The sequence below is a fragment of the Agrobacterium sp. NPDC089420 genome (assembly GCF_044900305.1).
In the GTDB taxonomy this organism is placed as follows: Bacteria; Pseudomonadota; Alphaproteobacteria; order Rhizobiales; family Rhizobiaceae; genus Agrobacterium.
On record NZ_JBJDMY010000004.1, the window covers coordinates 372,264 to 396,484 of the forward strand.

At 63.6% G+C, this 24,221-nt stretch carries 27 protein-coding genes and 1 pseudogene; 20 read left to right on the forward strand and 8 right to left on the reverse strand.

Features of this window, described 5'->3' with window-relative positions; translation table 11 throughout:
- Positions 1–134: 134 nt before the first annotated feature.
- Positions 135–1,523: an MFS transporter gene (locus ACI2KA_RS08630; protein ID WP_404501216.1), complete on the forward strand. Its 1,389-nt coding sequence runs from the start codon at positions 135–137 to the stop codon at positions 1,521–1,523.
- An 18-nt stretch (positions 1,524–1,541) separates the two neighbouring features.
- Here the strand turns inward: ACI2KA_RS08630 and ACI2KA_RS08635 are convergent, their stop codons facing one another.
- The 3 genes from ACI2KA_RS08635 to ACI2KA_RS08645 form a co-directional block, all read right to left on the reverse strand.
- Positions 1,542–1,715, reverse strand: coding sequence for a hypothetical protein (locus ACI2KA_RS08635; protein WP_404501079.1), 174 nt, complete (start codon positions 1,713–1,715; stop codon positions 1,542–1,544).
- A gap of 71 nt (positions 1,716–1,786) precedes the next feature.
- Positions 1,787–3,505, reverse strand: a complete 1,719-nt coding sequence (locus tag ACI2KA_RS08640; protein WP_404501081.1) for a GH32 C-terminal domain-containing protein — start codon at positions 3,503–3,505, stop codon at positions 1,787–1,789.
- Positions 3,506–3,606: 101 nt separating this feature from the next.
- Positions 3,607–4,665 carry a sensor histidine kinase gene (locus ACI2KA_RS08645; protein ID WP_404501083.1) on the reverse strand — a complete coding sequence of 353 codons (1,059 nt, stop codon included), beginning with the start codon at positions 4,663–4,665 and terminating at the stop codon, positions 3,607–3,609.
- A 173-nt stretch (positions 4,666–4,838) separates the two neighbouring features.
- On the opposite strand from ACI2KA_RS08645, the gene ACI2KA_RS08650 reads away from it, so the two are divergent.
- Positions 4,839–6,299 (forward strand): YdiU family protein, encoded by a 1,461-nt coding sequence (locus ACI2KA_RS08650; RefSeq protein ID WP_404501217.1) that lies wholly within the window; start codon positions 4,839–4,841, stop codon positions 6,297–6,299.
- 173 nt (positions 6,300–6,472) lie between these two features.
- On the opposite strand, the gene ACI2KA_RS08655 is transcribed toward ACI2KA_RS08650, so the two are convergent.
- Positions 6,473–7,573 carry a saccharopine dehydrogenase NADP-binding domain-containing protein gene (locus tag ACI2KA_RS08655; RefSeq protein WP_404501085.1) on the reverse strand — a complete coding sequence of 367 codons (1,101 nt, stop codon included), beginning with the start codon at positions 7,571–7,573 and terminating at the stop codon, positions 6,473–6,475.
- A gap of 147 nt (positions 7,574–7,720) precedes the next feature.
- On the opposite strand from ACI2KA_RS08655, the gene ACI2KA_RS08660 reads away from it, so the two are divergent.
- Positions 7,721–8,152 carry an Lrp/AsnC family transcriptional regulator gene (locus ACI2KA_RS08660; protein WP_052817598.1) on the forward strand — a complete coding sequence of 144 codons (432 nt, stop codon included), beginning with the start codon at positions 7,721–7,723 and terminating at the stop codon, positions 8,150–8,152.
- A gap of 231 nt (positions 8,153–8,383) precedes the next feature.
- On the opposite strand, the gene ACI2KA_RS08665 is transcribed toward ACI2KA_RS08660, so the two are convergent.
- Positions 8,384–8,752: a winged helix-turn-helix transcriptional regulator gene (locus ACI2KA_RS08665; RefSeq protein ID WP_404501087.1), complete on the reverse strand. Its 369-nt coding sequence runs from the start codon at positions 8,750–8,752 to the stop codon at positions 8,384–8,386.
- 143 nt (positions 8,753–8,895) lie between these two features.
- Between ACI2KA_RS08665 and ACI2KA_RS08670 the strand changes: the two genes are divergently transcribed.
- A complete protein-coding gene (locus ACI2KA_RS08670; protein ID WP_404501089.1) occupies positions 8,896–9,735 on the forward strand; it encodes an SDR family oxidoreductase in 840 nt (279 codons plus the stop codon).
- Positions 9,736–9,762: 27 nt separating this feature from the next.
- Here ACI2KA_RS08670 and ACI2KA_RS08675 read toward each other — a convergent pair whose 3' ends face one another.
- Complete coding sequence (locus ACI2KA_RS08675) at positions 9,763–11,400, reverse strand: alpha/beta hydrolase (protein ID WP_404501091.1); 1,638 nt, start codon at positions 11,398–11,400, stop codon at positions 9,763–9,765.
- A gap of 248 nt (positions 11,401–11,648) precedes the next feature.
- Between ACI2KA_RS08675 and ACI2KA_RS08680 the strand changes: the two genes are divergently transcribed.
- The 12 genes from ACI2KA_RS08680 (at position 11,649) to ACI2KA_RS08735 (ending at position 20,950) form a co-directional block, all read left to right on the forward strand.
- Positions 11,649–11,927, forward strand: a complete 279-nt coding sequence (locus tag ACI2KA_RS08680) for a DUF3892 domain-containing protein (RefSeq protein ID WP_404501093.1) — start codon at positions 11,649–11,651, stop codon at positions 11,925–11,927.
- A 407-nt stretch (positions 11,928–12,334) separates the two neighbouring features.
- On the forward strand, positions 12,335–12,859 hold the full coding sequence (locus ACI2KA_RS08685; RefSeq protein WP_404501095.1) for a hypothetical protein: 525 nt from the start codon (positions 12,335–12,337) through the stop codon (positions 12,857–12,859).
- Between the two features lie 3 nt (positions 12,860–12,862).
- A complete protein-coding gene (locus ACI2KA_RS08690) occupies positions 12,863–14,122 on the forward strand; it encodes a DNA-packaging protein (protein WP_404501097.1) in 1,260 nt (419 codons plus the stop codon).
- 542 nt (positions 14,123–14,664) lie between these two features.
- Positions 14,665–15,303, forward strand: a complete 639-nt coding sequence (locus ACI2KA_RS08695; RefSeq protein WP_404501099.1) for a hypothetical protein — start codon at positions 14,665–14,667, stop codon at positions 15,301–15,303.
- Positions 15,304–15,360: 57 nt separating this feature from the next.
- Complete coding sequence (locus tag ACI2KA_RS08700; protein WP_046798947.1) at positions 15,361–15,669, forward strand: Dabb family protein; 309 nt, start codon at positions 15,361–15,363, stop codon at positions 15,667–15,669.
- 256 nt (positions 15,670–15,925) lie between these two features.
- A complete protein-coding gene (locus tag ACI2KA_RS08705) occupies positions 15,926–17,092 on the forward strand; it encodes a phage portal protein (RefSeq protein WP_404501101.1) in 1,167 nt (388 codons plus the stop codon).
- A 196-nt stretch (positions 17,093–17,288) separates the two neighbouring features.
- Positions 17,289–17,609 (forward strand): DUF6107 family protein, encoded by a 321-nt coding sequence (locus ACI2KA_RS08710; protein WP_404501103.1) that lies wholly within the window; start codon positions 17,289–17,291, stop codon positions 17,607–17,609.
- A 45-nt stretch (positions 17,610–17,654) separates the two neighbouring features.
- Positions 17,655–18,245 (forward strand): HK97 family phage prohead protease, encoded by a 591-nt coding sequence (locus tag ACI2KA_RS08715; RefSeq protein ID WP_404501105.1) that lies wholly within the window; start codon positions 17,655–17,657, stop codon positions 18,243–18,245.
- Between the two features lie 36 nt (positions 18,246–18,281).
- Positions 18,282–19,550: a phage major capsid protein gene (locus ACI2KA_RS08720; protein ID WP_404501107.1), complete on the forward strand. Its 1,269-nt coding sequence runs from the start codon at positions 18,282–18,284 to the stop codon at positions 19,548–19,550.
- 99 nt (positions 19,551–19,649) lie between these two features.
- On the forward strand, positions 19,650–20,219 hold the full coding sequence (locus ACI2KA_RS08725) for a head-tail connector protein (RefSeq protein WP_404501109.1): 570 nt from the start codon (positions 19,650–19,652) through the stop codon (positions 20,217–20,219).
- A gap of 3 nt (positions 20,220–20,222) precedes the next feature.
- Positions 20,223–20,558, forward strand: a complete 336-nt coding sequence (locus ACI2KA_RS08730; protein ID WP_404501111.1) for a phage head closure protein — start codon at positions 20,223–20,225, stop codon at positions 20,556–20,558.
- A complete protein-coding gene (locus tag ACI2KA_RS08735) occupies positions 20,555–20,950 on the forward strand; it encodes a DUF3168 domain-containing protein (protein WP_404501113.1) in 396 nt (131 codons plus the stop codon). Before ACI2KA_RS08730 ends, ACI2KA_RS08735 begins: the two co-directional genes overlap by 4 nt.
- Positions 20,951–20,957: 7 nt before the next feature.
- On the opposite strand, the gene ACI2KA_RS08740 is transcribed toward ACI2KA_RS08735, so the two are convergent.
- On the reverse strand, positions 20,958–22,157 hold the full coding sequence (locus ACI2KA_RS08740; RefSeq protein ID WP_404501115.1) for an MFS transporter: 1,200 nt from the start codon (positions 22,155–22,157) through the stop codon (positions 20,958–20,960).
- A gap of 93 nt (positions 22,158–22,250) precedes the next feature.
- Between ACI2KA_RS08740 and ACI2KA_RS08745 the strand changes: the two genes are divergently transcribed.
- The 3 genes from ACI2KA_RS08745 to ACI2KA_RS08755 are packed head-to-tail and all read left to right on the forward strand — an operon-like array spanning position 22,251 to position 23,226.
- Complete coding sequence (locus ACI2KA_RS08745; protein ID WP_404501117.1) at positions 22,251–22,658, forward strand: phage major tail protein, TP901-1 family; 408 nt, start codon at positions 22,251–22,253, stop codon at positions 22,656–22,658.
- A complete protein-coding gene (locus ACI2KA_RS08750) occupies positions 22,658–23,017 on the forward strand; it encodes a gene transfer agent family protein (RefSeq protein WP_404501119.1) in 360 nt (119 codons plus the stop codon). The genes ACI2KA_RS08745 and ACI2KA_RS08750 overlap by 1 nt, the downstream gene beginning before the upstream one ends.
- Complete coding sequence (locus ACI2KA_RS08755; protein ID WP_404501219.1) at positions 23,014–23,226, forward strand: rcc01693 family protein; 213 nt, start codon at positions 23,014–23,016, stop codon at positions 23,224–23,226. Before ACI2KA_RS08750 ends, ACI2KA_RS08755 begins: the two co-directional genes overlap by 4 nt.
- A gap of 5 nt (positions 23,227–23,231) precedes the next feature.
- Here the strand turns inward: ACI2KA_RS08755 and ACI2KA_RS08760 are convergent.
- Positions 23,232–23,321 (reverse strand): annotated as a pseudogene (locus ACI2KA_RS08760) (DUF2442 domain-containing protein); the annotation flags it as partial.
- 272 nt (positions 23,322–23,593) lie between these two features.
- On the opposite strand from ACI2KA_RS08760, the gene ACI2KA_RS08765 reads away from it, so the two are divergent.
- Complete coding sequence (locus ACI2KA_RS08765) at positions 23,594–24,172, forward strand: phage tail tape measure protein (RefSeq protein WP_404501121.1); 579 nt, start codon at positions 23,594–23,596, stop codon at positions 24,170–24,172.
- The last annotated feature ends 49 nt before the right edge of the window (positions 24,173–24,221 follow it).

Here is a 24,221-nt window from a genome sequence, read left to right on the forward strand (position 1 = left end):
GGGCGGTGGGTTCCTGCCGCCGCTTAATTCCCTCGGTTCGGATCGGATGAAAAGCCGTCTTGACCTCAATGGCGCTTGAGGTTCTAGTTTGCCCGCCGTATCGCAGAAATCGAAAGGATACGGCTTTGACGAGTATGGAAATGACGGAAAAAAACGGCTGGGGCGAATTGCTGAGCGGGGCGAACCTCTCGCTTCTGACCGTCATCTCCGCCGGTATCGGCCTGCACGCCTTCAACCAGTTCGCGGTGGTGACGGCCTTGCCCGTCGCCGTCAACGACATCGGCGGCGCGGCCTTTTACAGCTGGGCCTATAGTCTTTATTTCGTCGGTTCCGTGGCCGGCGGCGTCACCGCCGTGCTGTTTCGCGAGCGTTTTGGCGCCCGCGCGGTGCTGCTTCTGTGCTGCCTGATCTTTTCCTTCGGTTCGGTCCTTTCGGCAATCGCCGGCGACTTTCTGTGGGTCGTCGTCGGCCGGGCGTTGCAGGGGCTGGCGGACGGGCTGATCGTCGCCGTATGCTACAGCCTCATCCCCGCAGGTTTCCGCTCCGGCCTGTTGCCGAAGGTCTTCGCCATCGAAGCGGCGATCTGGGCGGTCGCCTCCTTCATCGGCCCGCTGACCGGCGGTTTCGCCACCGAACATATCTCCTGGCGCGCCACCTTCCTGCTGTCGGCGCCGCTGATCCTGCTGCTGCTGGCCTATACTGTGGTTGCCGTTTCCGCCGAACGGCCGGTGGCGGCGACGCGCAAGCCGCTGGTGCCCCTGGTTCTCTGCCTCGTCGGTGCACTGGCCTTTTCCGCGCCCTCGGCTTTCGAGGATGCGAGCCTGCGCGCCCTTTCCCTGCTCGCAGGGGCGGCGCTGCTGTGGGCTTCGCTACGCGCGGGCACCCGGCCTTCCATCGGCTTGTTCCCAAAGGATTCCTTCCGGCTGAAGACGGTGCTCGGCAGCGGTTTCTGGGTTCTGTTCCTGATGTCCTATGCCCATGCGCTGGGCAGCGTCTATCTCGCTTATGTCGCCATCAATCTGTGGCGGCATGAGCCGACCTTCGCCGGTTTCATCGTGGTGACGATGCCGCTTGCCTGGAGCTTCGTGGCGATGCTGATCGGCAGCCTGCGTTCCGTCCGTCTCCGGGAAATTTGCCTGCATTACGGCCCTTACCAGATGGTGCCGGGCTGCGCGCTGCTCGGGCTCGGGCTGGCGACTGGCAACTGGGGAGAGATGCTCGTCGGGCAAATCCTGATCGGATCGGCCTTCGGCATGTCCTGGGCCGGCATCAGCCAGGCCGCCATGGAGGCGGCGCCGGAAGAGGAACGCAAGATGACCGGCGCGCTGCTTCCAACGGTCGCGACGCTGGGCGCCGCCGCCGGTGCCGGCGCCAGCGGCACCGTCGCTACTGCCACCGATCTCGTGGCGCAGATCGGGCGGGCGGATGTGACGATGCCGATGGCTTATCTCTATGGGCTGGGTGTGGTCGTATCGCTGCTGGCGATCATGGCCGCCAGCGGCTTACGCGGCGAACGGCGCTAAGGTGCGCGCGCGTCGCGGTCAGGACTGGGTGGTGGCGATGGTGATCGCCGTCAGGTAAACGACGAAGGACATGATCGCGATCGCGCCGATGATGATGACGATGCCCTTGCCGGCGCGTTTTTTCTCGGCCTTGTTTTCATTGGCTTCGGTCGGAAACAGGATCGGATCGCTGGTGTCGCGGATTTTGGTCATGCCGGTTCTCCTTTCGACGGATGTGTCGGGCGGTTTCGGTCTATCAACCGCCCAATCCGCCAAAAGGTTCCTCACGGTTTCAATGCCCAGCTGGTGGCATGCACCACCGCGCCGGGGGCGGCCTTCAGAAGCGCCGAGCGCACGGGCTCGAAACCTTCAATACGCTTGGTGCCCACATATCGCCCGCGATTGGCGAAGACTTCGATCGAGCCGTAATCGAGAAAGATGCGGATGCGGGATGCCTTCGCTCCCCTGGCGATGTAATGCGGTGAAGGACCGTCCCGCCCGTCCTCGTGGCGAATCCACAGGCCGGTTTCATCGGAAACGACGCCGAGCCTCACCGTCGGATGATCGAGCGCAAGGTCGAAGGGCGCGCCGGGCGCGGCGAATTCGATCAACAGTTCCACCGCGCCGTTGATGAAGGTGACGCGTTCGCCGGCGGCAAGGCGGGTGCGGTCGAGAATATGGCTGCGCAGGCTTTCCGCCGCACCGATGGGCGGGGTCAGCAGCTCGCCGTTCACATAATGCAGCCGGCGCGGCAGGGTCATCGAGGTGGGGAAATCGATTTCCGGATTGGCGTCCGCCCAATTGGCCAGCCAGCCGATGCCGATGATGCTGTCGCCGTCGAGAAAGGCCTGAAAGGCGTAATTGTCTGTGCCGAAATCCAGTTCCTGGCCGAATTCCCTGGTGAAGACCTTGCCGTCGAACCAGCCGACGTCGGCCATCGTCAGGTTCTTGCGGCCGGTTTCCGGGTCTTCCGAATGCATCAGCCCGTAGACCAGCACCCAGCGGGTGGAGCGGGCATTGGCCGGGCCATCGAGCGGCAGCAGGCAGGGGCATTCGATGGCCGTGGTTTTATAGCGCGTTTCCACCCACAGCTTGCCCACATAGGTCCAGCCGGATGCGGCGGTGGGATCCAGCGTCTCGTAAAGCAGGATGACGCCGCCGCCGTCACTCTGGCTGCCGAGCACCATTTTCCACAGGCCGTCGGGACCGCGAAACACGTAAGGATCGCGGAAATCCGGCGTCAGCCCCTGGCCGTCCGGGCGGTGGCCCAGAATGACCTCGGCCTGTCCGGCCATGATGAGGTCGGAAGAGGTGGCGGTGAGCTGGATCTGCTGTTCGGGAATGCGGTCCTGCACCTGCTCGGTGAAGAAGACGCGGATGCCGCTGCCTTCCACCAGCGGAATGGTGGAGCCGGAATAGGCGCCGCCGCGCTTGTCCGGCCTTGTCGTCAGATCCTCGGAAGGGAAAAGGAAGATCGGCAGATGCCGCCAGCGCAGATAATCCGAGGAGACGGCATGGCCCCAATGCATGGTGTTCCAGCGCAGCCCGTGCGAATAATGCTGGTAAAACAGATGCGGCCGGCCTTCGAAACGGCCAAACCCGTTCGGATCGTTCATCCAGCCGAAGGGCGGGCGGAAGTGATAGCTGTCCGGCAGTTCGGGTGCGGCATTGTCCGGCTTGGTGTGGACGACGGTGATGCCGGTTTCCAGCACATCCGACGCGGTGAACCAGTAGATGACGGAAACGGCGGTCGTGACCGTATCGTAACTCAGTTCCACATGGCCGCCGCCGAAGACCTGATAGATTCGAAAACCGAACTCTTCCGTGTTGACGCTTGAAACCTCGGCGAATTTTCCATTCTGATTGGAGAAGGACACGGCGCCGGGTTCGGCTGCTTTTTTCGCCTTCAGCCAGACATGGAAGGTGGCATTGACCGGCAGGTCGGTGTGGAGGGTACGGATGGCGCTTTCCGGCTCGGCGGTTACGGCTTCAACGACGGTCATTCCCGTTCCTTTCGTTGCGGCTATTTTCGTTCAGGAAACGCAACGAATGGGACGAAAGAAAGTTCAACCGCCGCGGCTTTCACTCAAGCCCGCCGTCCGGCCTATTCCTGTGCCGCGGTTTCGTATTTGCCGTCCAGTTCGAACACCAGCCCGTCCGGATGGTAGAAGGTGCGGCCCTCGCCGGAAAAATAGGCCGCGACGATCTGGTTGGTCAGGCGCGAGCCGAAGCCCGTGCGTTTCGGCGCGCTCACCGGCGGCCCGCCCGTTTCGCGCCAGCGCAGTTCGAAACGGTCGTCGCCGTCCAATGTCCAGCGAATGTCCACCCTGCCGCTTTCATTTGAAAGCGCACCGTATTTCAGGGCATTGGTGGCCAGTTCGTAAACCGCCAGCGACAGGCCGAGCGCCTGTTGCGGGGCAATCTCCACGTCCGGGCCGGAAATCGTCACCCGTGCCCTGTCATCGAGATGCGGATAGACGGAATCGCAGACGAGGGCGATGATGCCGGCGCCTTTGCCCGACGCATGCATGAGGTTCTGGGCGTTGCCCAGCGCGGCGATACGTTTCTTGATGGTGTCGCGCGCCTCTTCCAGCGTCTGCGAATGGCGCATGGTGGCGCTGACGACGGCCGTGGTGATCGCCATCGTATTCTTGACCCGGTGGACGAGTTCTCGCCGCAACAGCTCTTCCCGCTTGCGGCTTTCCACCGTCGCCGTCGTTTCGATCGTGATGTTGATCAACCCGGCGATCTTGCCGTTATCGTCATAAAGCGGGCTGTAGGAGAAGGTCCAGTAAGTGTCTTCCGGATAACCGTTGCGATCCATGACGAGATGCAGGTCTTCGGCAAATGTGCCCTTGCCGGACAAGGCGGTCTCCACAAAGTGCTTCACATCGTCCCAGACATCGGACCAGATGACACGGAAAGGCTTGCCGAGCGCCTCCCGTTCCTTGAGGCCCAAAAACGGCCGGTAGGCATCGTTATAGATGATGTTGAGGTCCGGCCCCCAGAACAGGCAGATCGCGTGGCCCTGCTTGAGCATGGTCTGCACCGTGGTTTTCAGCGCAACCGGCCATGTGTCCGTGGGTCCCGCCGCTGTCGATGCCCAGTCGAAAAGCCGGATGGCTTTGCCCATTTCACTATCGTCATCGGGGAAATGCGGCACGAACTCATCCTGTAGCGCGGGGCTGATTACCGTATCTATGTAGGGGCAAGTACCCCCCGAGTTCAAACTGAATTTCTCTAAAGCTTGGCGCGGCCTGTCGAATTTGCCGCCGGCACCCTCGCAACCGGGCGTAAAAAACGCCATATGAAGCAAAAGCAGGGAGTTTATCCGTGATGAAATTCGACAATTCCTATGCCCGCCTGCCGGAGCGGTTCAGCGCCGCCGTCCTGCCGACGCCGGTGAAGGCGCCGCGGCTGATCGCCTTCAATCGCCCGTTGGCCGACGAACTCCTTCTCGATGTGGCAGGCCTTGACGATGCAAGGCTGGCGGCGATCTTTTCCGGCAATGTCGTGCCGCAGGGGGCAGAGCCGCTGGCCATGGCCTATGCCGGCCATCAGTTCGGCGGTTTCGTGCCGCAGCTCGGCGATGGCCGCGCCATTCTGCTCGGCGAGGTGATCGACGCGAACGGCAGGAGGCGTGATATCCAGCTCAAGGGTTCCGGCCCGACGCCGTTTTCGCGCAGGGGCGACGGGCGTGCGGCGCTCGGTCCGGTGCTGCGCGAATATATCGTCTCGGAGGCGATGTACGCGCTCGGCATTCCCGCCACGCGGGCCTTGGCAGCGGTTCTGAGCGGCGAAAGGGTGCAGCGGGAGGTGGGACTGCCGGGCGGCGTCTTCACCCGTGTTGCGGCAAGCCATATCCGTGTCGGCACCTTCCAGTTCTTCGCCGCGCGCGAGGATGACGAGGCGATCAGGAACCTCGCGGATTATGTGATCGACCGCCACTATCCCGAGGCGAAAGGCGCCGATAATCCCTACCTCGCCTTGCTGCGCGGCATCGCTGACAGGCAATGCGACCTCATTGCCCGCTGGATGATGGTGGGCTTCATCCATGGCGTGATGAATACCGACAATATGGCGGTTTCCGGCGAGACCATCGATTTCGGCCCCTGCGCCTTCCTCGATGAATATCATCCCAACAAGGTCTTCTCTTCCATCGACGCGCAGGGCCGTTACGCCTTCAACAACCAGCCGGGCATCGCGCAATGGAACATCGCCAGGCTGGCGGAATGCCTGTTGCCGCTGCTCGATCCGCAGGTGGAAAAAGCCGCCGAACGCGCCAATGCCGTTCTGGCCGATTTCGCCGCCGCCTTTCCCAAGCGTTGGCTCACCGGCATGCGCGAAAAACTCGGCCTGACGCTGGAGGAGGACGGCGACCTGGATCTCGTGCAGGCGCTGCTGGCGCTGATGCAGGCATCGGAGGCGGACTACACGCTGACCTTCCGGCGCCTCTCCCACGCCGCCAATGGCGACGCGGAGCCGTTTCGCGGCATGTTCATCGATATAGCCGGGGCGGATGAATTCCTGCGGCGCTGGCGAGAAAGAGCCGGGCGCGAGGAGGTTTCCGATGCCGACCGGTCGGCGGCGATGCTTGCCGTCAATCCGGCCATCATCCCGCGCAACCACCGCATCGAGGAACTGATCGAGGCAGCGGTCGAGGAGGATGATTTCGAACCCTTCCACGCCATGCTCAAGGCGATTGCCACGCCGTTCGAGGAGCGGCCGGACAATTTCGTCTACATGCAGCCGCCGATGAGCCATGAGCGGGTGTTCAGGACATTTTGCGGGACTTAATGGGTTCGTCAACCTCACCGTCATGCCGGACTTGATCCGGCATCCAGCCGCCGCGCGTCTGCGCGGCGAAAGGAGTCTTTTCAGCCCAAGGACTTGGGCTGGCTGGATACCGGCTCAAGGCCGGTATGACGGAGGAATAGGAGGAGATGTTTTCTCCTTCGGTTCGATATTTCTCACCCAACCTTGGCCAGCGGCTCATGCGAACCGTAATACCGGCCGAACCGGTTTTCGAGGAATTTCGGCAGGGCCACTTCCTCCTGCCGCACGAAGCCCTTCTGCGGCAGGGCGCCATCGGCCAGAAGGTCGAGAACCGTGCAGATGCCGGCGGCGGTGGTGATCTGGATGGCGCTCATCATCCGGCCGGAAACCGGGCCGGCATAGACCTTGTTGGCATAGGTTTCCTGCAGGAAGCGGCCGTTGCGGGTGCCGCAGACGGTGACGAAGACAATGACCACATCCTGCATGGTGCCGGGCAGGGCGTTTTCGAACAGGTCCTTCAGCACGTCGCGGCGGTTGCGCAGGTTGAGGTCGTTCAGAAGCGCCTTCATGATCGCCACATGGCCGGGATAACGGATGGTGCGGTAATTCATCGTCCGCACCTTGCCTTCCAGCGTGGCGCACAAGGTGCCGAGGCCGCCCGAGGTGTTGAAGGCCTCGTAGGTGACGCCGTCGAGCGAAAATTCCTCGCGCTCCTCCAGCGCCGGAACGGCGGTGAGGCGGCCTTCGACGATGGCTTCGCAAGGCTCGATATATTCGTTGATCAGCCCGTCCGTGCTCCAGGTGAGGTTGTAGTTGAGCGCGTTGGACGGATATTGCGGCAGCGCGCCGACACGCATGCGCACGCTGTCGAGCTTGTCGAAACGGGCGGCGAGATCGGCGGCGACGATGGAAATGAAGCCGGGCGCGAGACCGCATTGCGGAATGAGCGCCGTCTGCGCCGTTTCCGAGAGCGTCTTGACCTTGCGGGTGGATTCCACGTCTTCGGTCAGATCGAGATAATGGGTGCCGACGGCGACGGCCGCCTCGGCAATGCCCGCCGTCAGGTGGAAGGGCGCGGCGGAAAGCACGGCGAATTTACCCTTCAGCAGCGCTTCCAGAGCCGGACGGTCGGTGATGTCGACGATTTCGGTATCGACGCGTTCATGCGCCGGCACATTCGCCAGCTGATCGGCCGAACGGTCGGCGACGGTGATGCGATAATCGCCGGTGGCGGCCAGCATCCAGGCGATGGCCGAACCGATATTGCCCGCGCCGATGACGACAATGTTTTTCATGTTCTTGTTCCCCGCAGTAAATTCGCATGTGTCTGCGCAACGAATGCGCTTCAAAGACAGAATGCCAGCTTTTATTGACGATTCGCAGCTTCACTATGTGCAGATGGTGGTCTATTATTGGACAGTTAGACGACAGGATTGGTCACTATGACGATCGCCGACAAAGACCGGGCGCTGCTCGCCCTGCTTTCCGAAAATGCCCGCATGCCGGTGGCGGAACTGGCGCGCAAACTTGGGCTTTCCCGCACCACGGTGCAGGCCCGCATCGAGCGGCTGGAGGCCGACGGGGTAATCGCCGGTTATGGCCTGCGGCTTTCGGAAAGCTATCTTTCCGGGCTGGTGCGCGCCCATGTGCTGATTACCATCGCACCCAAGGCGCTGCCCGGCGTGACCGCCGCACTTGCCGCCATCAAGGAGGTGACGACGCTGCATTCGGTGAGCGGTACATTTGATCTGATCGCGATCTTGGCAGCCCCCTCGATCCTCGATCTCGACCGGTTGATCGACCGCATAGGTGCGCTTGACGGCGTGGAGCGCACGCTGTCGTCGATCATTCTGTCGACGCGGATTTCGCGGTAGGGGATTTTGGGAAGTGTAAGGTACGCAAAACCTACCTCCGTCATGCCGGACTTGATCCGGCATCCAGCAGCAGCGCGTCTGCGCCGCGAATAGGGTCTTTTCAGCCCAAGGACTTGGGCTGGCTGGATACCGGCTCAAGGCCGGTATGACGGAAGCAATGTTCTACAAAACGAAGCGGCAGAGGCGCTTGTCTTTCCCATGCTTTTGTCGCTACGCGAAGGCGACGACCATCTAAGCCGCCGCCCGCTCATCATAGGCCCTCTGCGCCGCCAGCACCGCGTCCATATTGCCTTCGGCCCAATGGGCAATCGCCGCCACCGTGTCGGTCAGCGTTCGCCCAAGCGGCGTCAGCGAATATTCCACCGTGACAGGAACCGTTGGAAAGGCCTGCCGCGAAATCAGCCCGTCGCGCTCAAGCTTCTTCAGCGTCTGCGACAGGACCTTCTGCGAAATGCCCTTGATCTCGCGCCGCAGCAGGTTGAAGCGCACGGGATCGCGCCGCAGCTTGTCGAGGATCAACAGCGCCCATTTGTCGGCGATCCTGTCCAGCACCATACGTGTCGGGCAGCGGTCCTCATAAACGTCATAGACATTCGCCATCGATTTCACCCTGTTGTTTCAAGGCTATGCCGGTTTCCGCAAGGAAACCAGATAACCGAAAAGTGCTCTCTTTTCATGATTTCGCAAACGCAGTACCTGTATTTCCGAAACATGGTTTCCATTAGATACTAAGGAGATTTGAGATGACAGGCAAGATACTCGTAATCGGTTCGACGGGCACCATCGGCACGCCGCTGGTCAAGGCACTCGTGGCAAAGGGCGAAAGCGTCAAGGCTGCCTCGCGCAGCGGCAAGGCAGCGGATGGCGCGCAAGGCGTGCGCTTCGATTATACCGACGCCTCGACTTACGCCGATGCGTTCGATGGCGTCGATCGGCTGTTCCTGATCCTGGCGGGCGGGCGTCTGGACGCCATCGACGCGCTGACGCCTGTGGTCGAGGAGGCCGCGCGCCGCAAGGTGAAGATCGTCTTCCTCAGCGTCCTCGGCATCGATGCCGACGATTCCATTCCCTACCGCCAGATCGAACTGAAGATCATCGCTTCCGGCGTTCCTTACGTCATCCTGCGGCCCAACTGGTTCGCCGACAATTTCCACAGCTACTGGAAGGCCGGCATCGACCACGGTGAGATCGCCGTTCCGGCCGGCGAGGGCAAGTCGAGCTTCATCGACGTGCGCGATATCGCCGACAGCGCCGCCGCGGCCCTGACCTCCGACGCCTTTAATGGCAAGGCCTTCAACCTGACCGGGCCGAAGGCCTTCGGTTACGGCGAGGCCGCCGCGGTGATTGCGCGGGCGATCGGCAAGCCGGTCTCTTATGCTGCCGTTTCGGACGAGGTCTTCATCGGCATCCTCACCGGTGCGGGTGTGCCGAAGGATTACGCCTCTTTCCTCGCCTCGATCTTTTATCCGGTGCGCGAAGGCTGGACGGCGGTGGTGACCGGCGATGTCGAAACACTGACCGGGCACGCGCCGCGCTCGCTGGAAACCTATGTCGCCGACCATCTGGACGCGCTGAAGGGCTGACGCCGGCAAGCGACGAGCCCGCCGCGCTCACGCCGGATCGGTGGAGCCGCGGCGGGCCTTGAAGAACATCTTCAGCCGCTGGATCTCCTGCGAGTTCCAGCCGGCCGGCGCGGTCACCTCCGTCCATGCATCGATGTAATGTTCCGGCGCATAGACATGGCCGTAACCGATCGGCGCGGTGGTGGCGGCGGCGACATCGAGGCCGAGCTGCAAAAGGGTCACGACCGGAAACCAGCGGAAGGAGGTGGACACGTCAGGCCCGTGATGCGCCATCCATTGCGGCCGCCGGTACAGCGAGGCGGCCTCGAAAAACGTGATCGGGTCGCTGGCATATTGCAGATAGACGATCCGCATCGGCCCCCACGCCGCATCGGGCATATGGGCGGTGGTGTATTGGTTGGCGAAGCGGATGACGGAGGAATCGCGGAAACGCGGCAGCCATTCGGGCGTGCCCTTTACCCGGCCGTTGGTGGCCATGCGCCATGTCGGGCTGGAAAAGGGCGGGCCGCTCCACAATGCGCCCTGGAAGGGATCGGAGAGCACATCGTAAAGATCGGAGGATTTCTGCGAATTGAGCGAACCGAGGCTGAGGCCGTGCAGGTAAAGTTTTGGCCGTGTTTCCTTCGGCAGCGTGGTCCAGTAGCCGTATACGGCCTCGAACAAAGCGCGCGCCGTCTCGACACCGTAATCCGGCTCCGTCAAAAGGGCGATCCAGCTTGAGAGATAGGAATATTGCACGGCGACGCTGGCGATATCGCCATCATGCAGATATTCAACCGTATCCAGCGCTTCCGGATCGATCCAGCCGGTGCCGGTGGGAATGACCACCAGCAGCACCTTGCGCTCGAAACCGCCGACCCGTTTCAGCTCCTCCAGCGCCAGAGCCGCTCTTTCTTCCGGTGTCGACGCCGAGTTGAGGCCGGCATAGACCCTGAGCGGCTCCTTTGCCGGGCGATGGGTGAAGGCGGATATCTCCGCGCCGGCCGGTCCTTCGGCGACGAATTCACGCCCGCGGCGGCCGAGCGATTCCCATGCCATCAGCGAAGCGCTGCTGCCGGTCTTGAGCGGATCGGAGGGGCGCGGCACGTCTGGCTCGATCAGCGAATCCACCTGTTTCAGCGAGGAATCGGCAAATCTGAGGCCGATATCGAAGATCAGGCCGTTGAGCAGCATCCATGACAGCACGATGGCCGCCGCCACGCCGAGAACATTGGCCAGCCGGCGCGGCAGGAAATGCCGGCTGCGCGCTGCGAAAAACCGGCGGATCAACTGGAACAGCCGGCCGGCGCCGATAAGGATGGCGGCGACCAGCACCGCAAGGCCGCCGGTCTTGGTGGGGTGGGCGCTGGGCAGCGGATCGAGTTCCATCAGCACGCGGATGGAATTCTGCCAGTCCTTCGCCTGCCACAAAAACGCAATCGCCGTGACGGCGGCGGCGAGCGCGATGAGAAAACGGACGCCGCGGACATTGTGGCGCGAGGGTTCCGGCAGCTCCAGATAGGCCCAGACGGCATGCAGGGCGACGCCGATCAGATAACCGATGGCGAAGGAAAACCCGCATAGCACACCCTGCATCAGCCATGTGCGCGGCAGAAGCGAGGGGGTGAGCGAAGCGCAGAACAGAATAGTGCCGAAGACGATGCCGGTTGCCGAAAAGTATCTCATGGAGCGCTTCAGTCTCGGTATACTGTCCAATCGATTTTTCTTCGTGTCTTAAGCGCAGAGTCCAAATCGTGAACAAACCACTTGCTTTTCGGACGAAATAACTAGCCAATTGGGGTGGCAGCAAACTTGCGATTCGCTGTCACCCCGTAACCAAGCCTCAGGACGGCTCGATATTATGCAAAGAGACTTTGAATCTTGAGACGAGTCTCGTCAAGGCGTTCTGTGGCAAAAAAAGAAGGATCCCTTTAATGGGCACTTTTCAAGTCACATGTCATACTCCTGATAATAGCGATCCCGACCGGCGATTGCAGGGCCTTGGGGGGCCTGACGGCAATGGATGGTACAGGTCGATTGATACCCTTATAAGCTTGATTAAGCAGGGAGAAAAATTCTGGTCTGTCGATCAGAAAGGTAATTCGGTCTGGATCATCGTAGCTAATCGAAATGGGCGCGAATATCTTAGAACCGAGTCTGATGGGATTGAGCCCAACAATCTTTTAGCGCTCCCGGTCTGCCAAAAGGGCTGATACAATCTGAAAATGCCTCTCAGGTTCTACCTTGGGAGGCATTTTGCTTGAAGCGCTTATACGATTGGAGCACGTGTCATAGCCGGAATTGGAAAAAATAGGAAAATAATCCTTTACACCGTGACGGTGATTTGATAGTGTTTGGTTACGGTCGGAGATTTGCGGCTGAACGGTGATGGTTGTCCTTGGATTGCCTGTGGCGCTTTCTTCACCACCTCATTCCTGTGCTTGTCACAGGAATCCAGCCAGCCCAAGTCTTTGGGCTGAAAGAAAGTCCCTCCGTCGCGCAGACGCGCGCCGACTGGATTCCTGTGACAAGCACAGGAATGAGGGTGAGTGAGGTGCATGCAAATGTGCCTTGTGCCCACGCTCCTCTTTATCTGCCATTTCTCTCGCAGGCCAATCCCATGACAATGTCCAACAATTGCGATCCGGCGCTCTACGGCGCTTGGCCGGAAACGCCCGCCTATGCGGGTGACGACATGCCGGAAGCCGCGCCCGAGACCAAATCGCGGGCCGACAGGCAGGCCGCCGAAGATGCGGCGCGCAACGGCAGCCTGCGACAATTGCTGAACGAGCTGACGGAGGAGATGCGCGATCAAGTCTGCATGTATCGCAATCTTCGGCAGTCGGGCGAGGCGGGGCTTCTGCCTGATGCCGACGATACGGACGCAAAGCAGGCCCGTGCCGATGTGAAGGCTGCGACGGATCAGCTTTCGCTGATCGTGCGTACCCTGGAACGGATCGACGCCCTGCAGCGGGTGTTGGCGCAGGAGCGGCAAGACCTTATGGGCGTGGATGAAGCCGATGCCGAAGATTACGAGATAGCGGTGGCGCATTTCCTCAAACGCATCGACGAACTGGCCGAACAGAAATGCCGTGCAAGGCTGGAGGCGGCAGCCGCATCCGGCGCGCCGGCGGGGTCTGATTGAGGCATGACGGAGCTTCTGGCTGAAGCCGGCCTGCGGGAGCGGGTCTTCGCCCTTGCGCGCGACTGGCGTTTCCTCGGCAATCTGCCGCAGCAGCCGCCGCAGGGTGATTGGCGCACATGGCTTTTGATCGGCGGGCGCGGTTCCGGCAAGACGCGGGCCGGGGCCGAATGGGTGCACGGCATCGCTTCCGCCGCGAAAACCTCGGATCTGCGCATCGCGCTCGTGGCGGAAACGCTCGGGGATGCGCGCGAGGTGATGATCGACGGCATTTCCGGCATCTGCCGCATCGCCCGCCGCCACCGGCCTGCCTTCGAGGTATCGCGCCGCCGGCTTCTCTGGCCGAATGGTGCGATGGCGCAGGTGTTTTCCTCGGAAGACCCCGAAAGCCTGCGCGGCCCGCAATTTCACCTGGCCTGGGCGGATGAACTCGGAAAATGGAAATATCCGCAGGAAACCTGGGACATGCTGCAATTCGGCCTGCGCCTGGGGGAGACGCCGCGCCAGCTGGTGACCACGACGCCGCGGCCCATTCCGCTGTTGAAGGCGTTGCTGGCCGACCCTTCGGCCCGGGTGGCGCGGATGCCGACGGCCATGAATGCGCAGAACCTGTCGCCCGGTTTCCTGAACGCCATGTATGAGCGTTACGGCGGCACGCGGCTCGGCCGCCAGGAAATCGGCGGCGAACTGATCGACGAGCGCGAGGGCGCGCTGTGGAAACGCACCGATCTCGAAGCGATCGTCGAGGCGGCCGGTGAGCCTCTCGCTCGGATCGTCGTTGCGGTCGATCCGCCCGCGGGGGCGGGGGAGACCTCCTGCTGCGGCATTGTCGTGGCGGGGCTCGGCATGTCGGGCAAGCTCGTGGTGCTTTCGGATTGTTCGGTGGAAGGCGAAACGCCGGCCGGCTGGGCGCGCGGCGTGGTCGCCGCCTTCCGCCGCCATGCGGCTGACCGGGTGGTGGCGGAGGTCAATCAGGGCGGCGAAATGGTGCGGGCGATGCTGCACAGCATGGATGCCAACCTGCCTTTGACCCTGGTGCGCGCCAGTCGCGGCAAGTTCACCCGCGCCGAACCGGTGGCGGCACTGTACGAGCAGGGCAGGGTGCGTCACGCCGCACGGTTTGAAAAGCTCGAAGACCAGATGACGGATTTCGGGCCGGACGGCCTGTCAACCGGGCGCTCGCCGGACCGGCTGGATGCGCTGGTCTGGGCGATAACGGCGCTGACGACGATGGTGGTCAATGAGCCGAGGGTGCGGAGGATGTGAGAGGGCGATTATTGGCTGCAGCCAATGCTGCCTGTCTCTTCTCCCCGGCGGGGAGAAGCTGGCGCGTAGCGCCGGATGAGGCGCCCACGGTCAAGATATGCGCAGGCAGTAGAGATATCCGGGGAGATTAACCCCTCATCTGACCCTTGGGGCCATCTTCTCCCCGGCGGGGAGAAGAAATTCGCCGTGCCGTCATCGCCCGATTTCGGACGTCTGGCGGGTCTTACTTCTTGGGAGATTGCGCCGGTTTCGGCTGGGAGCCGGTTTCGCGCATCTGGCGCCACTCGTTTTCGAGACGGTCATAAACGTTCTGGGGGATTGTCGCTGTCATGGTGGCATTCCTCCTTGAATGGTTAACGCTGCACAATTGCGCGGTGAATGGAGTTAGCGCGCTAAGGTTCCGGAATTCAAGGAATTTTTTACCCCAAAACCGGGGGCTGCGGATTAAAATCGATTAAGGTTTTTTCAAATCGATTTAGTCCTGACGGCCATCATGTGGAAAAACCGGGCGTCCTATCGCCCATTGTTTTCAGGAGCCGGCTATGGCCCATGACGAGGCGCGATTCGTCGCGTCGGTGCGGATTTCGATCTTTGGCGGCCGTCTGCGGGCCGCGCAACTTGCGGGGACGAAGACGGTGCTTGCCGGATGGGCAAAGGCCCACCCGGGCGGCGATCCACGCTGGCTGGCCTATATGCTGGCGACCACCTTTCACGAAACGGCGGCCACCATGCAGCCGGTGCGGGAAACATTGGCGGCAAGCGATGCGGAGGCGATTGCGCGGCTGGACCGCGCCTTTGCGGCCGGCCGGCTGCCGATGGTGCGCAGACCCTACTGGCGGCGTGACGCGGACGGGAAAAGCTGGCTGGGGCGGGGCTTCGTGCAACTGACGCATCGCCGCAACTATGAGGCCATGTCGGCCCTGACCGGCATCGATCTGGTGGAACGGCCCGAGCGGGCCATGGAAACGGACGTGGCGGCGGTGATCCTCATCCACGGCATGGTGGCCGGCAGCTTCACCGGCCGCCGGCTCGCCGATTTCTTCAGGGCGGAGCGGCAGGACTGGGAGGGCGCGCGCGCCGTCATCAATGGCAGCGACCGGGCGCGGCTTGTGGCCAGCCACGCGCGCGCATTTCATCGCGCCCTTGTCGCGGCGCGGATTGAACCGGCGCGGGCCAGATGATAACCGGTTATGCGCGCCCAGAAGGCCGTCTTCGAATTTTGCATGACAGGTGACACCGTGATCCGCCATATCGTTTTTTTCACCGTTCCCGAGGAAAACCGCGACGCCGTGCGCAAGGGGCTTTCCGGCCTCACCGCGATCCCGCATGCGCTAACGCTGGAAATCGGCGAGAACGTGAAGAAGGACCAGTGGGGAAACTCGGTCGATTTCATCGTGTATGGCGAGTTTGAAAACGAGGCGGCGCTGGCGGCTTACAAGGCCGACCCCGCCTATGATCTTTCGACCCGCACGGTAAAGCCGCTGCGCGAGACCCGTGTTGCCGCCGATTTCAACAGCGATACCGCGGTGAAGGCGCCGATCCGGTAGACGTCCGGTTTCGGCTGCGAAAGTGACGTGCATCCGCAAGTAGTCTGCCGAGAGCGGGAGAAAACCTTTCCTCCGTCGTAGGGGCTGAGGCCCCTGTACCCTCATTCCTGTGCTCGTCACAGGAATCCAGTCGACGCGCGTCTGCGCGGCGGAAGGAGTCTTTTCAGCCCAAGGACTTGGGCTGGCTGGATCCCTGCGACAGGCACAGGGAGGAGGGCATCCGGGCCTGAGCGGCCATCAAAACAAGGACAACTCCATGCGATTTCCGTTTTCCCTGCCGTGGCTGCGCCCGGCGGATGGCAAAGCCGTTCCCGAAAGCAAGATGTCGCCAGGCGGCTTCATGGCGGTTGCGGTGCAGGGCGGACAGGCCTTCTGGTCCGGCCGCTCCTATGCCGCGCTTGCCCGCGAGGGCTTCATGAAGAACCCGGTCGCGCACCGCGCCGCCCGCATGGTGGCGGAGGCGTCCGCTTCCGTCAGCTGGCTGCTTTATGATGGCGAGGAGGAACTGGCCGATCACCCGCTGCTGACGCTTCTTTCAAAACCGAGCGCCCATATGGGCGGGCCGGATTTTTTCGAGGCGCTTTATGGGCATCTGATGCTGGCCGGAAACGCCTATGTCGAACCGCTGACGGTCGCCGGGCGGCTGCGCGAGCTGCATCTCTTGAGGCCTGACCGGGTGAGCATCGTCGAGGGTGCCGATGGCTGGCCGGTGGCTTATGACTACCGCGCCGAAGGTCGCGCGTCACGGCGCATCGCCGCCGAGCGCGACGGGCTGGGGCTGCTGCATCTGAAGCTCTTCCATCCGCTGGATGACCGGGCGGGTTTTGCGCCGCTGGCCTCCGCCGGCGCCGCGCTCGATCTGCACAATGCCGCCAGCCAGTGGAACAAGCGCCTGCTCGACAATTCCGCCCGGCCTTCGGGCGCGCTGGTCTATCAGCCGAAGGAGGGCGGCAATCTGTCCGCCGAGCAATATGAACGGCTGAAGCGTGAACTGGAGGAAGGGTATCAGGGTGCGATGAACGCCGGCCGCCCGCTGCTTCTGGAAGGCGGGCTGGACTGGAAGGCCATGGGCCTTTCGCCACGCGACATGGATTTCCTGGAAGCGCGCAACGGCGCGGCCCGCGATATCGCGCTGGCGCTCGGCGTGCCGCCGATGCTGATCGGCATTCCCGGCGACAATACCTACGCCAATTATCAGGAGGCGAACCGCGCCTTTTATCGCCTCACCGTGCTGCCGCTCGTTCACCGCACGGCGGCAAGGCTGTGCGGCTGGCTCGCACCGGTCTTCGGCGCGGAGTTGCGCCTGGAACCCGACCTGGACAAGATCGCCGGGCTTGCCGGCGAGCGCGACGCGCTCTGGACCCGCATCGGCGCGGCCGCGTTTCTGAGCGATCAGGAAAAGCGCCAAGCCGTCGGTTATTGAGCACAGGCGGCAGCACTCGCGCAGCCGGCCGTTTCTGCTCAAGCAATGTCTGAAGAAGCGGATTCTCCTTGTGAGGCTTTCCGCCCAAGCGATTCCGAAGATTCGTGAAATCGCCCGTCGCAGGCGTGCAAAAGACGCCTGCGGGCGACGCGGTGCGTTCGCCCGATTGCAACACCTTAAACCGGAATGATTACCCATGTCTGAATTCGCCAATGAGGCCGGCATCTGGGCCGCCCGCATCACCGGCGCCGTCGCGGGTGCCGGCGTGTCGCTCGTCTATCTGCTGCCGAAGAGCAAACGCGAAGCGGCGAGCCGTTTCATCACCGGAGTGTCCTGCGGCATGATCTTCGGCGGACCGACCGGCCTGTGGATCGTGCAGCAGCTCGATATTGCCGGTGCGCTGTCCGGCCGGGAAATCATGGTGGCGGGCTCCGCCGCCGCCAGCATGATGGCCTGGTGGGGGCTGGGCGTGATGGTGCGCGTGGCCAGCCACTACGGCACACGCCCGCGAAGCTGAGCCGCACAGGGCCGCGTTATCATTTCCACATCGCAGGAGTTTCCCATGCACGCCTATCGCGGGCCGCGTCCCGCCACGCGCAAATTCGCCAGTCTGGAACTGCGCGGCATCGCCGGCGACGGCACGTTTTCCGGTTATGCCAGCGTCTTCGGCGAGGTCGATCTCGGCCGCGACGTGATCGAGCGCGGCGCTTTCCGCCGCTCGATCGAGGAACGGGGAGCGGCCGGCATCCGCATGCTCTACCAGCACGATCCGGCCGAACCGATCGGCGCCTGGCGCACCATCCGCGAGGATGAACGCGGGCTTTATGTCGAGGGCGTTCTGGCACCGGGCGTCGCCCGCTCCCGCGAGGTGCATTCGCTGCTGAAGACCGGCGCGCTGGACGGGCTGTCGATCGGTTTTCGCACGGTACGTTCGAGCAAGGAGGTACGGTCCGGCAAGGCCGCGCGCTCCGGCGTCAGGCGCATTCTGGAGGCGGATCTCTGGGAAATCTCGGTCGTGACCTTTCCGATGCTGCCCTCGGCGCGGGTGTCCGACGTCAAGAATGCCCGCTTCTTCCGCGACCGCGAGACCGAACTGGCGCGCAACATGCGCCGCGCCGCCCGCTCGCTGTTCGACACCACCTTCAAACGCTGACTTCCCGACACGCATTTCCGCAACAAGGATGGCGACATGACAGACCAGATGACGAAACCGGCCGCGATGACCGTCGCACCCCAGCTAAAGGCCGCGCCGGATACGGTGACGGCGGCCTTCGACGAGTTCATGGAGGCCTTCGAGGCTTTCCGCGAAACCAACGACCAGCGGCTTGCCGATATCGAGCGCAAGATGGGCGCGGATGTCGTGACCCGCGACAAGCTTGACCGCATCGACAGGGCGCTCGACGACAACAGGAGGATCATGGACGATCTGGCGCTGAAGAAGGCGCGGCCCGCTCTCGGGCGCAAGGACGCGCTCTCGCAGGATGCCGAAGAGCACAAGGCGGCCTTCGAGGCCTATATCCGCCGGGGTGAGGAGGGCGCGCTGCGCGATCTCGAGGCCAAGGCCTTTGCCGGGTCGAGCGGCGCCGATGGCGGCTTTCTGGTGCCAACCGAGACGGATGGCGAGATCGGCCGGCGCATGACGGCGATTTCGCCGATCCGCGCGCTCGCCACCGTGCGGCAGGTGTCCGCCGCCGTGCTGAAGAAACCCTTCTCTGCGGGCGGCCTTGCCACTGGCTGGGTCGCCGAAACCGCCGCCCGTCCTGAAACGGCGACGCCGAAGCTTTCCGAACTGTCGTTCCCGACCATGGAACTCTATGCCATGCCCGCCGCGACCCAGGGTCTTCTGGATGACGCTGCGGTCGATGTCGAGGCGTGGGTCGCCGCGGAGGTGGACATCGCCTTTGCCGAACAGGAGGCCGCCGCTTTCGTCAGCGGCGACGGCGTCAACAAACCGAAGGGGTTCCTGTCCTACACGGCCGTCGCCAATGACGGCTGGAGCTGGGGCAATATCGGTTATGTCGCGACCGGCGTTTCGGCCGGTTTTGCCTCCGCCGGGCCGATGGATGTGCTGCTCGATGTCATCTATGGCCTGAAGGCCGGCCACCGCCAGAACGGCGCGTTCCTGATGAACCGCAAGACGCAGGCGGCGCTGCGCCGCTTCAAGGATACCACCGGCGCCTATCTCTGGCATCCGCCCGCCGCCGCCGGCCAGCCCGCCTCGCTGATGGGTTTTCCGGTGACGGAGGCGGAAGACATGCCCAATGTCGCGGCCAACAGCTTCGCCATCGCCTTTGGCGATTTCCGCTCCGGTTATCTCGTCGTCGACCGCACCGGTGTCCGCATCCTGCGCGATCCCTATTCGGCCAAACCCTATGTGCTGTTCTACACCACCAAGCGCGTGGGCGGCGGCGTGCAGAATTTCGAGGCGATCAAGCTGGTGAAATTCGGGGTGAATTGAACCACGACGGTGCCGCACGTTTCTTCTCCCCGTTGGGGAGAAGAAATTCGTTGCATCCGCTCGCTCATCCAGCCTGTAACTGCCCATTCCGGAGATCCCATGACCTATGCCCTCATTCGTCCGCCGCAGGCGGAGCCGCTGACGCTTGCCGAGGTCAGGGCGCATCTGCGTCTCGACGGCGGCGACGAGGACACGCTGCTTGCCGCGCTCATCCGTACCGCCCGCGAGCATCTGGAGCGCGTGACCGGGCTGTGCCTGTTGCGCCAGACCTGGCGTCTTTATCTCGACCGATGGCCGGCGGCGGGGGTGATTCCGATTGGCAAGGGACCGGTGCAAACCATCGAAACGATTCTGGTTTTCGACGGTGACGGCCGCGCGACCAATATCACCGCCGCCGACAGACTGCTTGACGGCGTAGCGCGTCCGGCAAGGCTGTGGCTGCGCGATCCGCCGGCCCCCGGACGGGTGATGAACGGCATCGAGATCGACTTCATCGCCGGTTACGGCGAGGCCGGTACGGATGTGCCCGACACGCTGAAACGCGCCATGCTGGTCCATGTGGCGCAGATGTTCGCCTTTCGCGGCGCTGTGGCCCCGGAAAACCAGCCGGCGGCGGTTCCGGCCGGTTACGAGCGGCTCGTCGCACCCTTCTGCCGCCTGGGGCTTTAAACGATGAACCTCGTTTTTCTCGACCCCGGCAAGCTGACGGCGCGGCTGGAGCTGGAAGTGCGGACCGGGACGCCGGACGGGCAGGGCGGTGCTGCGGAAAGCTGGGCTTTCCTGCGCTCGCTCTGGGCGGCGATAGAACCGGTTTCGGAGACCTCCCATGAGCGGGCCTCCGCCGAGGGCGTGACGATCACCCACCGCGTCTGGCTCGCCTGGCGCAGCGACATTGCCGGCGGCATGCGCTTTCGCAGGGCCGGACGCATCCTGAATATCCGGGCGGTGACGGATCCCGACGAGACCCGCCGCTTCATCGTCTGCCGTTGCGAGGAGGAAGGCCCATGAGCGCCGGCAACGCGCTTTTGCAGTCGATTGTCGCAAGGCTTGGCGGCGATGCGGCGCTGACGGCGCTGACACCCGGCGGTATCGTCGACCGGCTTCTGCCGCGCGCGCTGCTGCCGTGCATCGTCATCGGCGAGCTGGAAAGCCGCGATTATTCGACCGCGACGGAAAAGGCCGAGGAGCATTTCCTGTCGCTGGAAATCTGGAGTGACGCCGGCGGCCGCAAGCGGGCGGGCGAAATCGCCGCAAGAGTGAAAATCCTGCTCGACGATGCCGCCCTGCCGCTTGCCGGCCTGGCGCTGGTCAATCTGCAGCTGCGCTCCAGCCGCTCGCGACGCGAAGCGAGGACGCGCAACTTCGCAACCGAGATGCGTTTCCGGGCGGTGACGGAATGAGGCCGTTTCAGCTGGCCGTCCTGCGCACGGTTTTCCACAACACGATCAGCAGCAGAAAAGACAGGCCGATCAGCACGGAAGCGATGGTCAGCATGGCCGATACGCCGCCGCGGTCCAGCGCCAGCGTGAAGATGACCGGCGCAAAGGCGATGGCGAGGTTCTGCGGCAGGGAGATACGGGCGGCCTGAAGGCCGTATTCCTCCGGCGAAAACACCGCCAGCGGCAACACGGCGCGGCTGACGGTGAGCACGCCCGCGCCAAAACCGAAAAACACGATGAAACCGATGAAAGCCGGCATAGCCGGCGCAAAGGCGAGCAACAGCAACAGCGATAACAGCAGCAGACAGAAGCCGATCATGGCGGTGAGGAAGGGATTGCCGTGTCTGCCAAGCAGGAAGTCCAGCCCGCGCGCGGTGATTGCAAGCACGCTGCGGGCGGATGCCAGCTGCACGGCGAGAGATTGTGTGGCGCCCGCCTGCGTCAGCAGCAGCGGCAGCAGCGGCGACAGGCCGAAGGTCGTGAAGGCGCTGATCGTGGTCATTGCCGCCAGCAGCATGAAGGCGCGCCGCGTGTCGACCGGCGAGAGCGGCGTCCCCGCCGCTTCCTGCGGCCGGACGGTCTTGCGGGCCGGGCGGGGTGGAAGAACGAGGACGTAAAGAGGCAGCAGCACGAAGAGCTGCAGACAGGCATAGGCGACAAGCGTGCCGCGCCAGCCGAGATACTGGTCGGCAAGCGCGGTGACGGGCAGGAAAACCGCCGCCGAAAGCCCGGTAAACAGCATCAGCAGCGTCAGCAGCCGGCCGCTTTCCGCCCCGACACGCTCCACCACCGCGGCATGGGCCGCCGTCGTCAGCCCGCAGGTCGCGGCAAAACCGATCACGGCCCAGCCGAGAAGATAGCCCATTACCCCGCCGGCGAGGGCAAGCACGGTGAAACCCACGGCAAACAGCAACGAACCGGCGACAAGCACGGGTGCCGCGCCGTGGCGCACCAGCGTTCGTCCCAGTAGCGGGCCGCAGAGCGCGCTGATCGTCATCATGACGGTGAGGCCGGCAAAGACCACCTCGTTGGCGATGGCCAGTTCCCGTCCGATCCTCGGCCCGAGCACGGCCAGCATGTCGAAGCCGCTGCCCCAGCTGATGATCTGCCCGACCGCAAGCACGCCGACAAGGCGCGCGCGGGACGGGAAGGAGGCGGCTTCGGACATGATGAAAATCGTGGGTGCGGGATGCGGGAAAGCATTTGGTAGCAGGCCCCTTTCGGCCCGGCAACATCAATTAAAACGGCAAGGAGAACATCCATGGTGGCGCAGAAGGGCAAGGACCTGCTGCTGAAGATCAACGATGCCGGTTCCTACGTGACCGTGGCGGGACTGAGAACGAAGCGGCTGGCCTTCAACGCACAGGCCGTGGACATAACCGACGGCGAAAGCGCCGGGCGCTGGCGCGAGCTTCTGGCCGGCGCCGGCGTGCAGCGGGCGTCGCTGACGGCCTCCGGCATCTTCAAGGACCAGGCGAGCGATGCGCTGGTGCGCGGTGCGTTTTTCGCCGGCGCCATTCCCCGCTGGCAGATCGTCATTCCCGATTTCGGCACGGTTGCCGGGCCGTTCCAGATCGTCGCGCTTGAATATTCCGGCCGACATGATGGCGAGGTGCAATTCGAGATCGCGCTGGAATCGGCCGGTCTTCTTTCATTCGGAGCGCCGTGATGCCGCAGGGATTGCGTTACGGGCGGGCGAACCGTCATCGCGGTGAGATCGAGGCGCTGATCGACGGCGAAAGGCGCATTCTGTGCCTGACGCTCGGCGCTCTCGCCGAACTGGAGACCGCCTTTCAGGCCGACGACCTCACCGCGCTTGCTCAACGCTTCGCGAGCGGCCGCATGAAGGCCGCCGACATGATCCGGGTGATCGGCGCCGGCCTGCGCGGCGCAGGCAACGTCTTTTCCGACGAGGATGTGGCGGCGGCCACGGTGGAAGGCGGCATCGCCGGCCATGCCGCCATTGTCGCCGATCTGCTGACCGCCACCTTCGGCGGCCTGAAAGGAGAAGCACAGCCGGACCCCTGAGTGCCGCGGCAGGCGAAACGAGACCGCGCCCTTTTCCCTGGGAAGCGGTCATCCATGCCGGTTTCTGCCTGCTGCGGCTTTCCTCCGAAACCTTCTGGCGGCTGACGCCAAGGGAGTTCTTCGCAATGACGGGCGGCGCGCGCGCCGTCTCCCGCAGCCCCGACCGACGGGCGATGGAGGCGATGATGCGGCGGTTTCCGGATGGGTGACGCGGTCAGGGCGTTTTTCGCGGACGGCCGCCCTTTGCGCCGGTGGCGGGACTGGCCGCTGCCTTCGCCGGCGAGCGGGATTGCCCGCCGTTACGCTCGACTTCAGCCGGCTGCTGCGCGCTGGCCTTCCGGAAACCTTCCAGCGCCGGGCCGATGATGCGGGCACGACCCTTTGCGTAGACATGCGCATGCGGCGGCTCGTGATCTGCCGTCCAGATGACAAGACGCATGCGATGCTGTCGCAGGACCGCGACCATGAGGACCATAACCCGACAGGCGGGGTTTTAAGGAACGGTGGCTGCGGAGCCGGTATTTGAAGCTGTTTCAGCAGCATGCATTCCCCAGTTGAATCAGAAAGGCAAGCGCGATGGCGGATGACAAATCGATGGCGGAGAACCGCGAGGAGGCGGAAGCGCTTGCGGAGGTCATGGGCGATCTCGAGCGGCGCTCCGAGCGCTTCGGGGGAGCGCTGACCTCCGCGCTGCAGGCCGCGACGGCGGGCGGCAGGGGGCTGGACGATGTGTTGCGCGGATTGGGCGAACGCCTGTCCGGCATTGCGCTTTCCGCCGGACTGAAGCCGCTGGAGAGCATGATCGGCAATGCCGTCGGCGGGCTGCTGAACGGCGGCGGTTCGCTCTTCGCTTTTGCCGATGGCGGTGTGCCGGGGCACCGCGTCACGCCGTTTGCGGAGGGCGGGGTGGTTTCCAGCCCCGCCTTTTTTCCGATGGGCGGCGGGCTCGGACTGATGGGCGAGGCGGGGGCGGAAGCGATCCTGCCGCTGAAGCGCGGTTCGGACGGTGCTCTGGGTGTGGCGGCGCCGGCGGGCGGCGGCGCGCAGATCGTCTTTAACGTGACGGCGACGGATGCGGCGAGCTTCCGGAAAAGCGAAGGCCAGATCGCCGCCATGCTGGCGCGCAGCGTCGGGCGCGGTCAGCGCGGCCTGTGACAGATTGTGACCGATTGTGATGGATTGCCCCCCTGACAGGGGGTGAGGA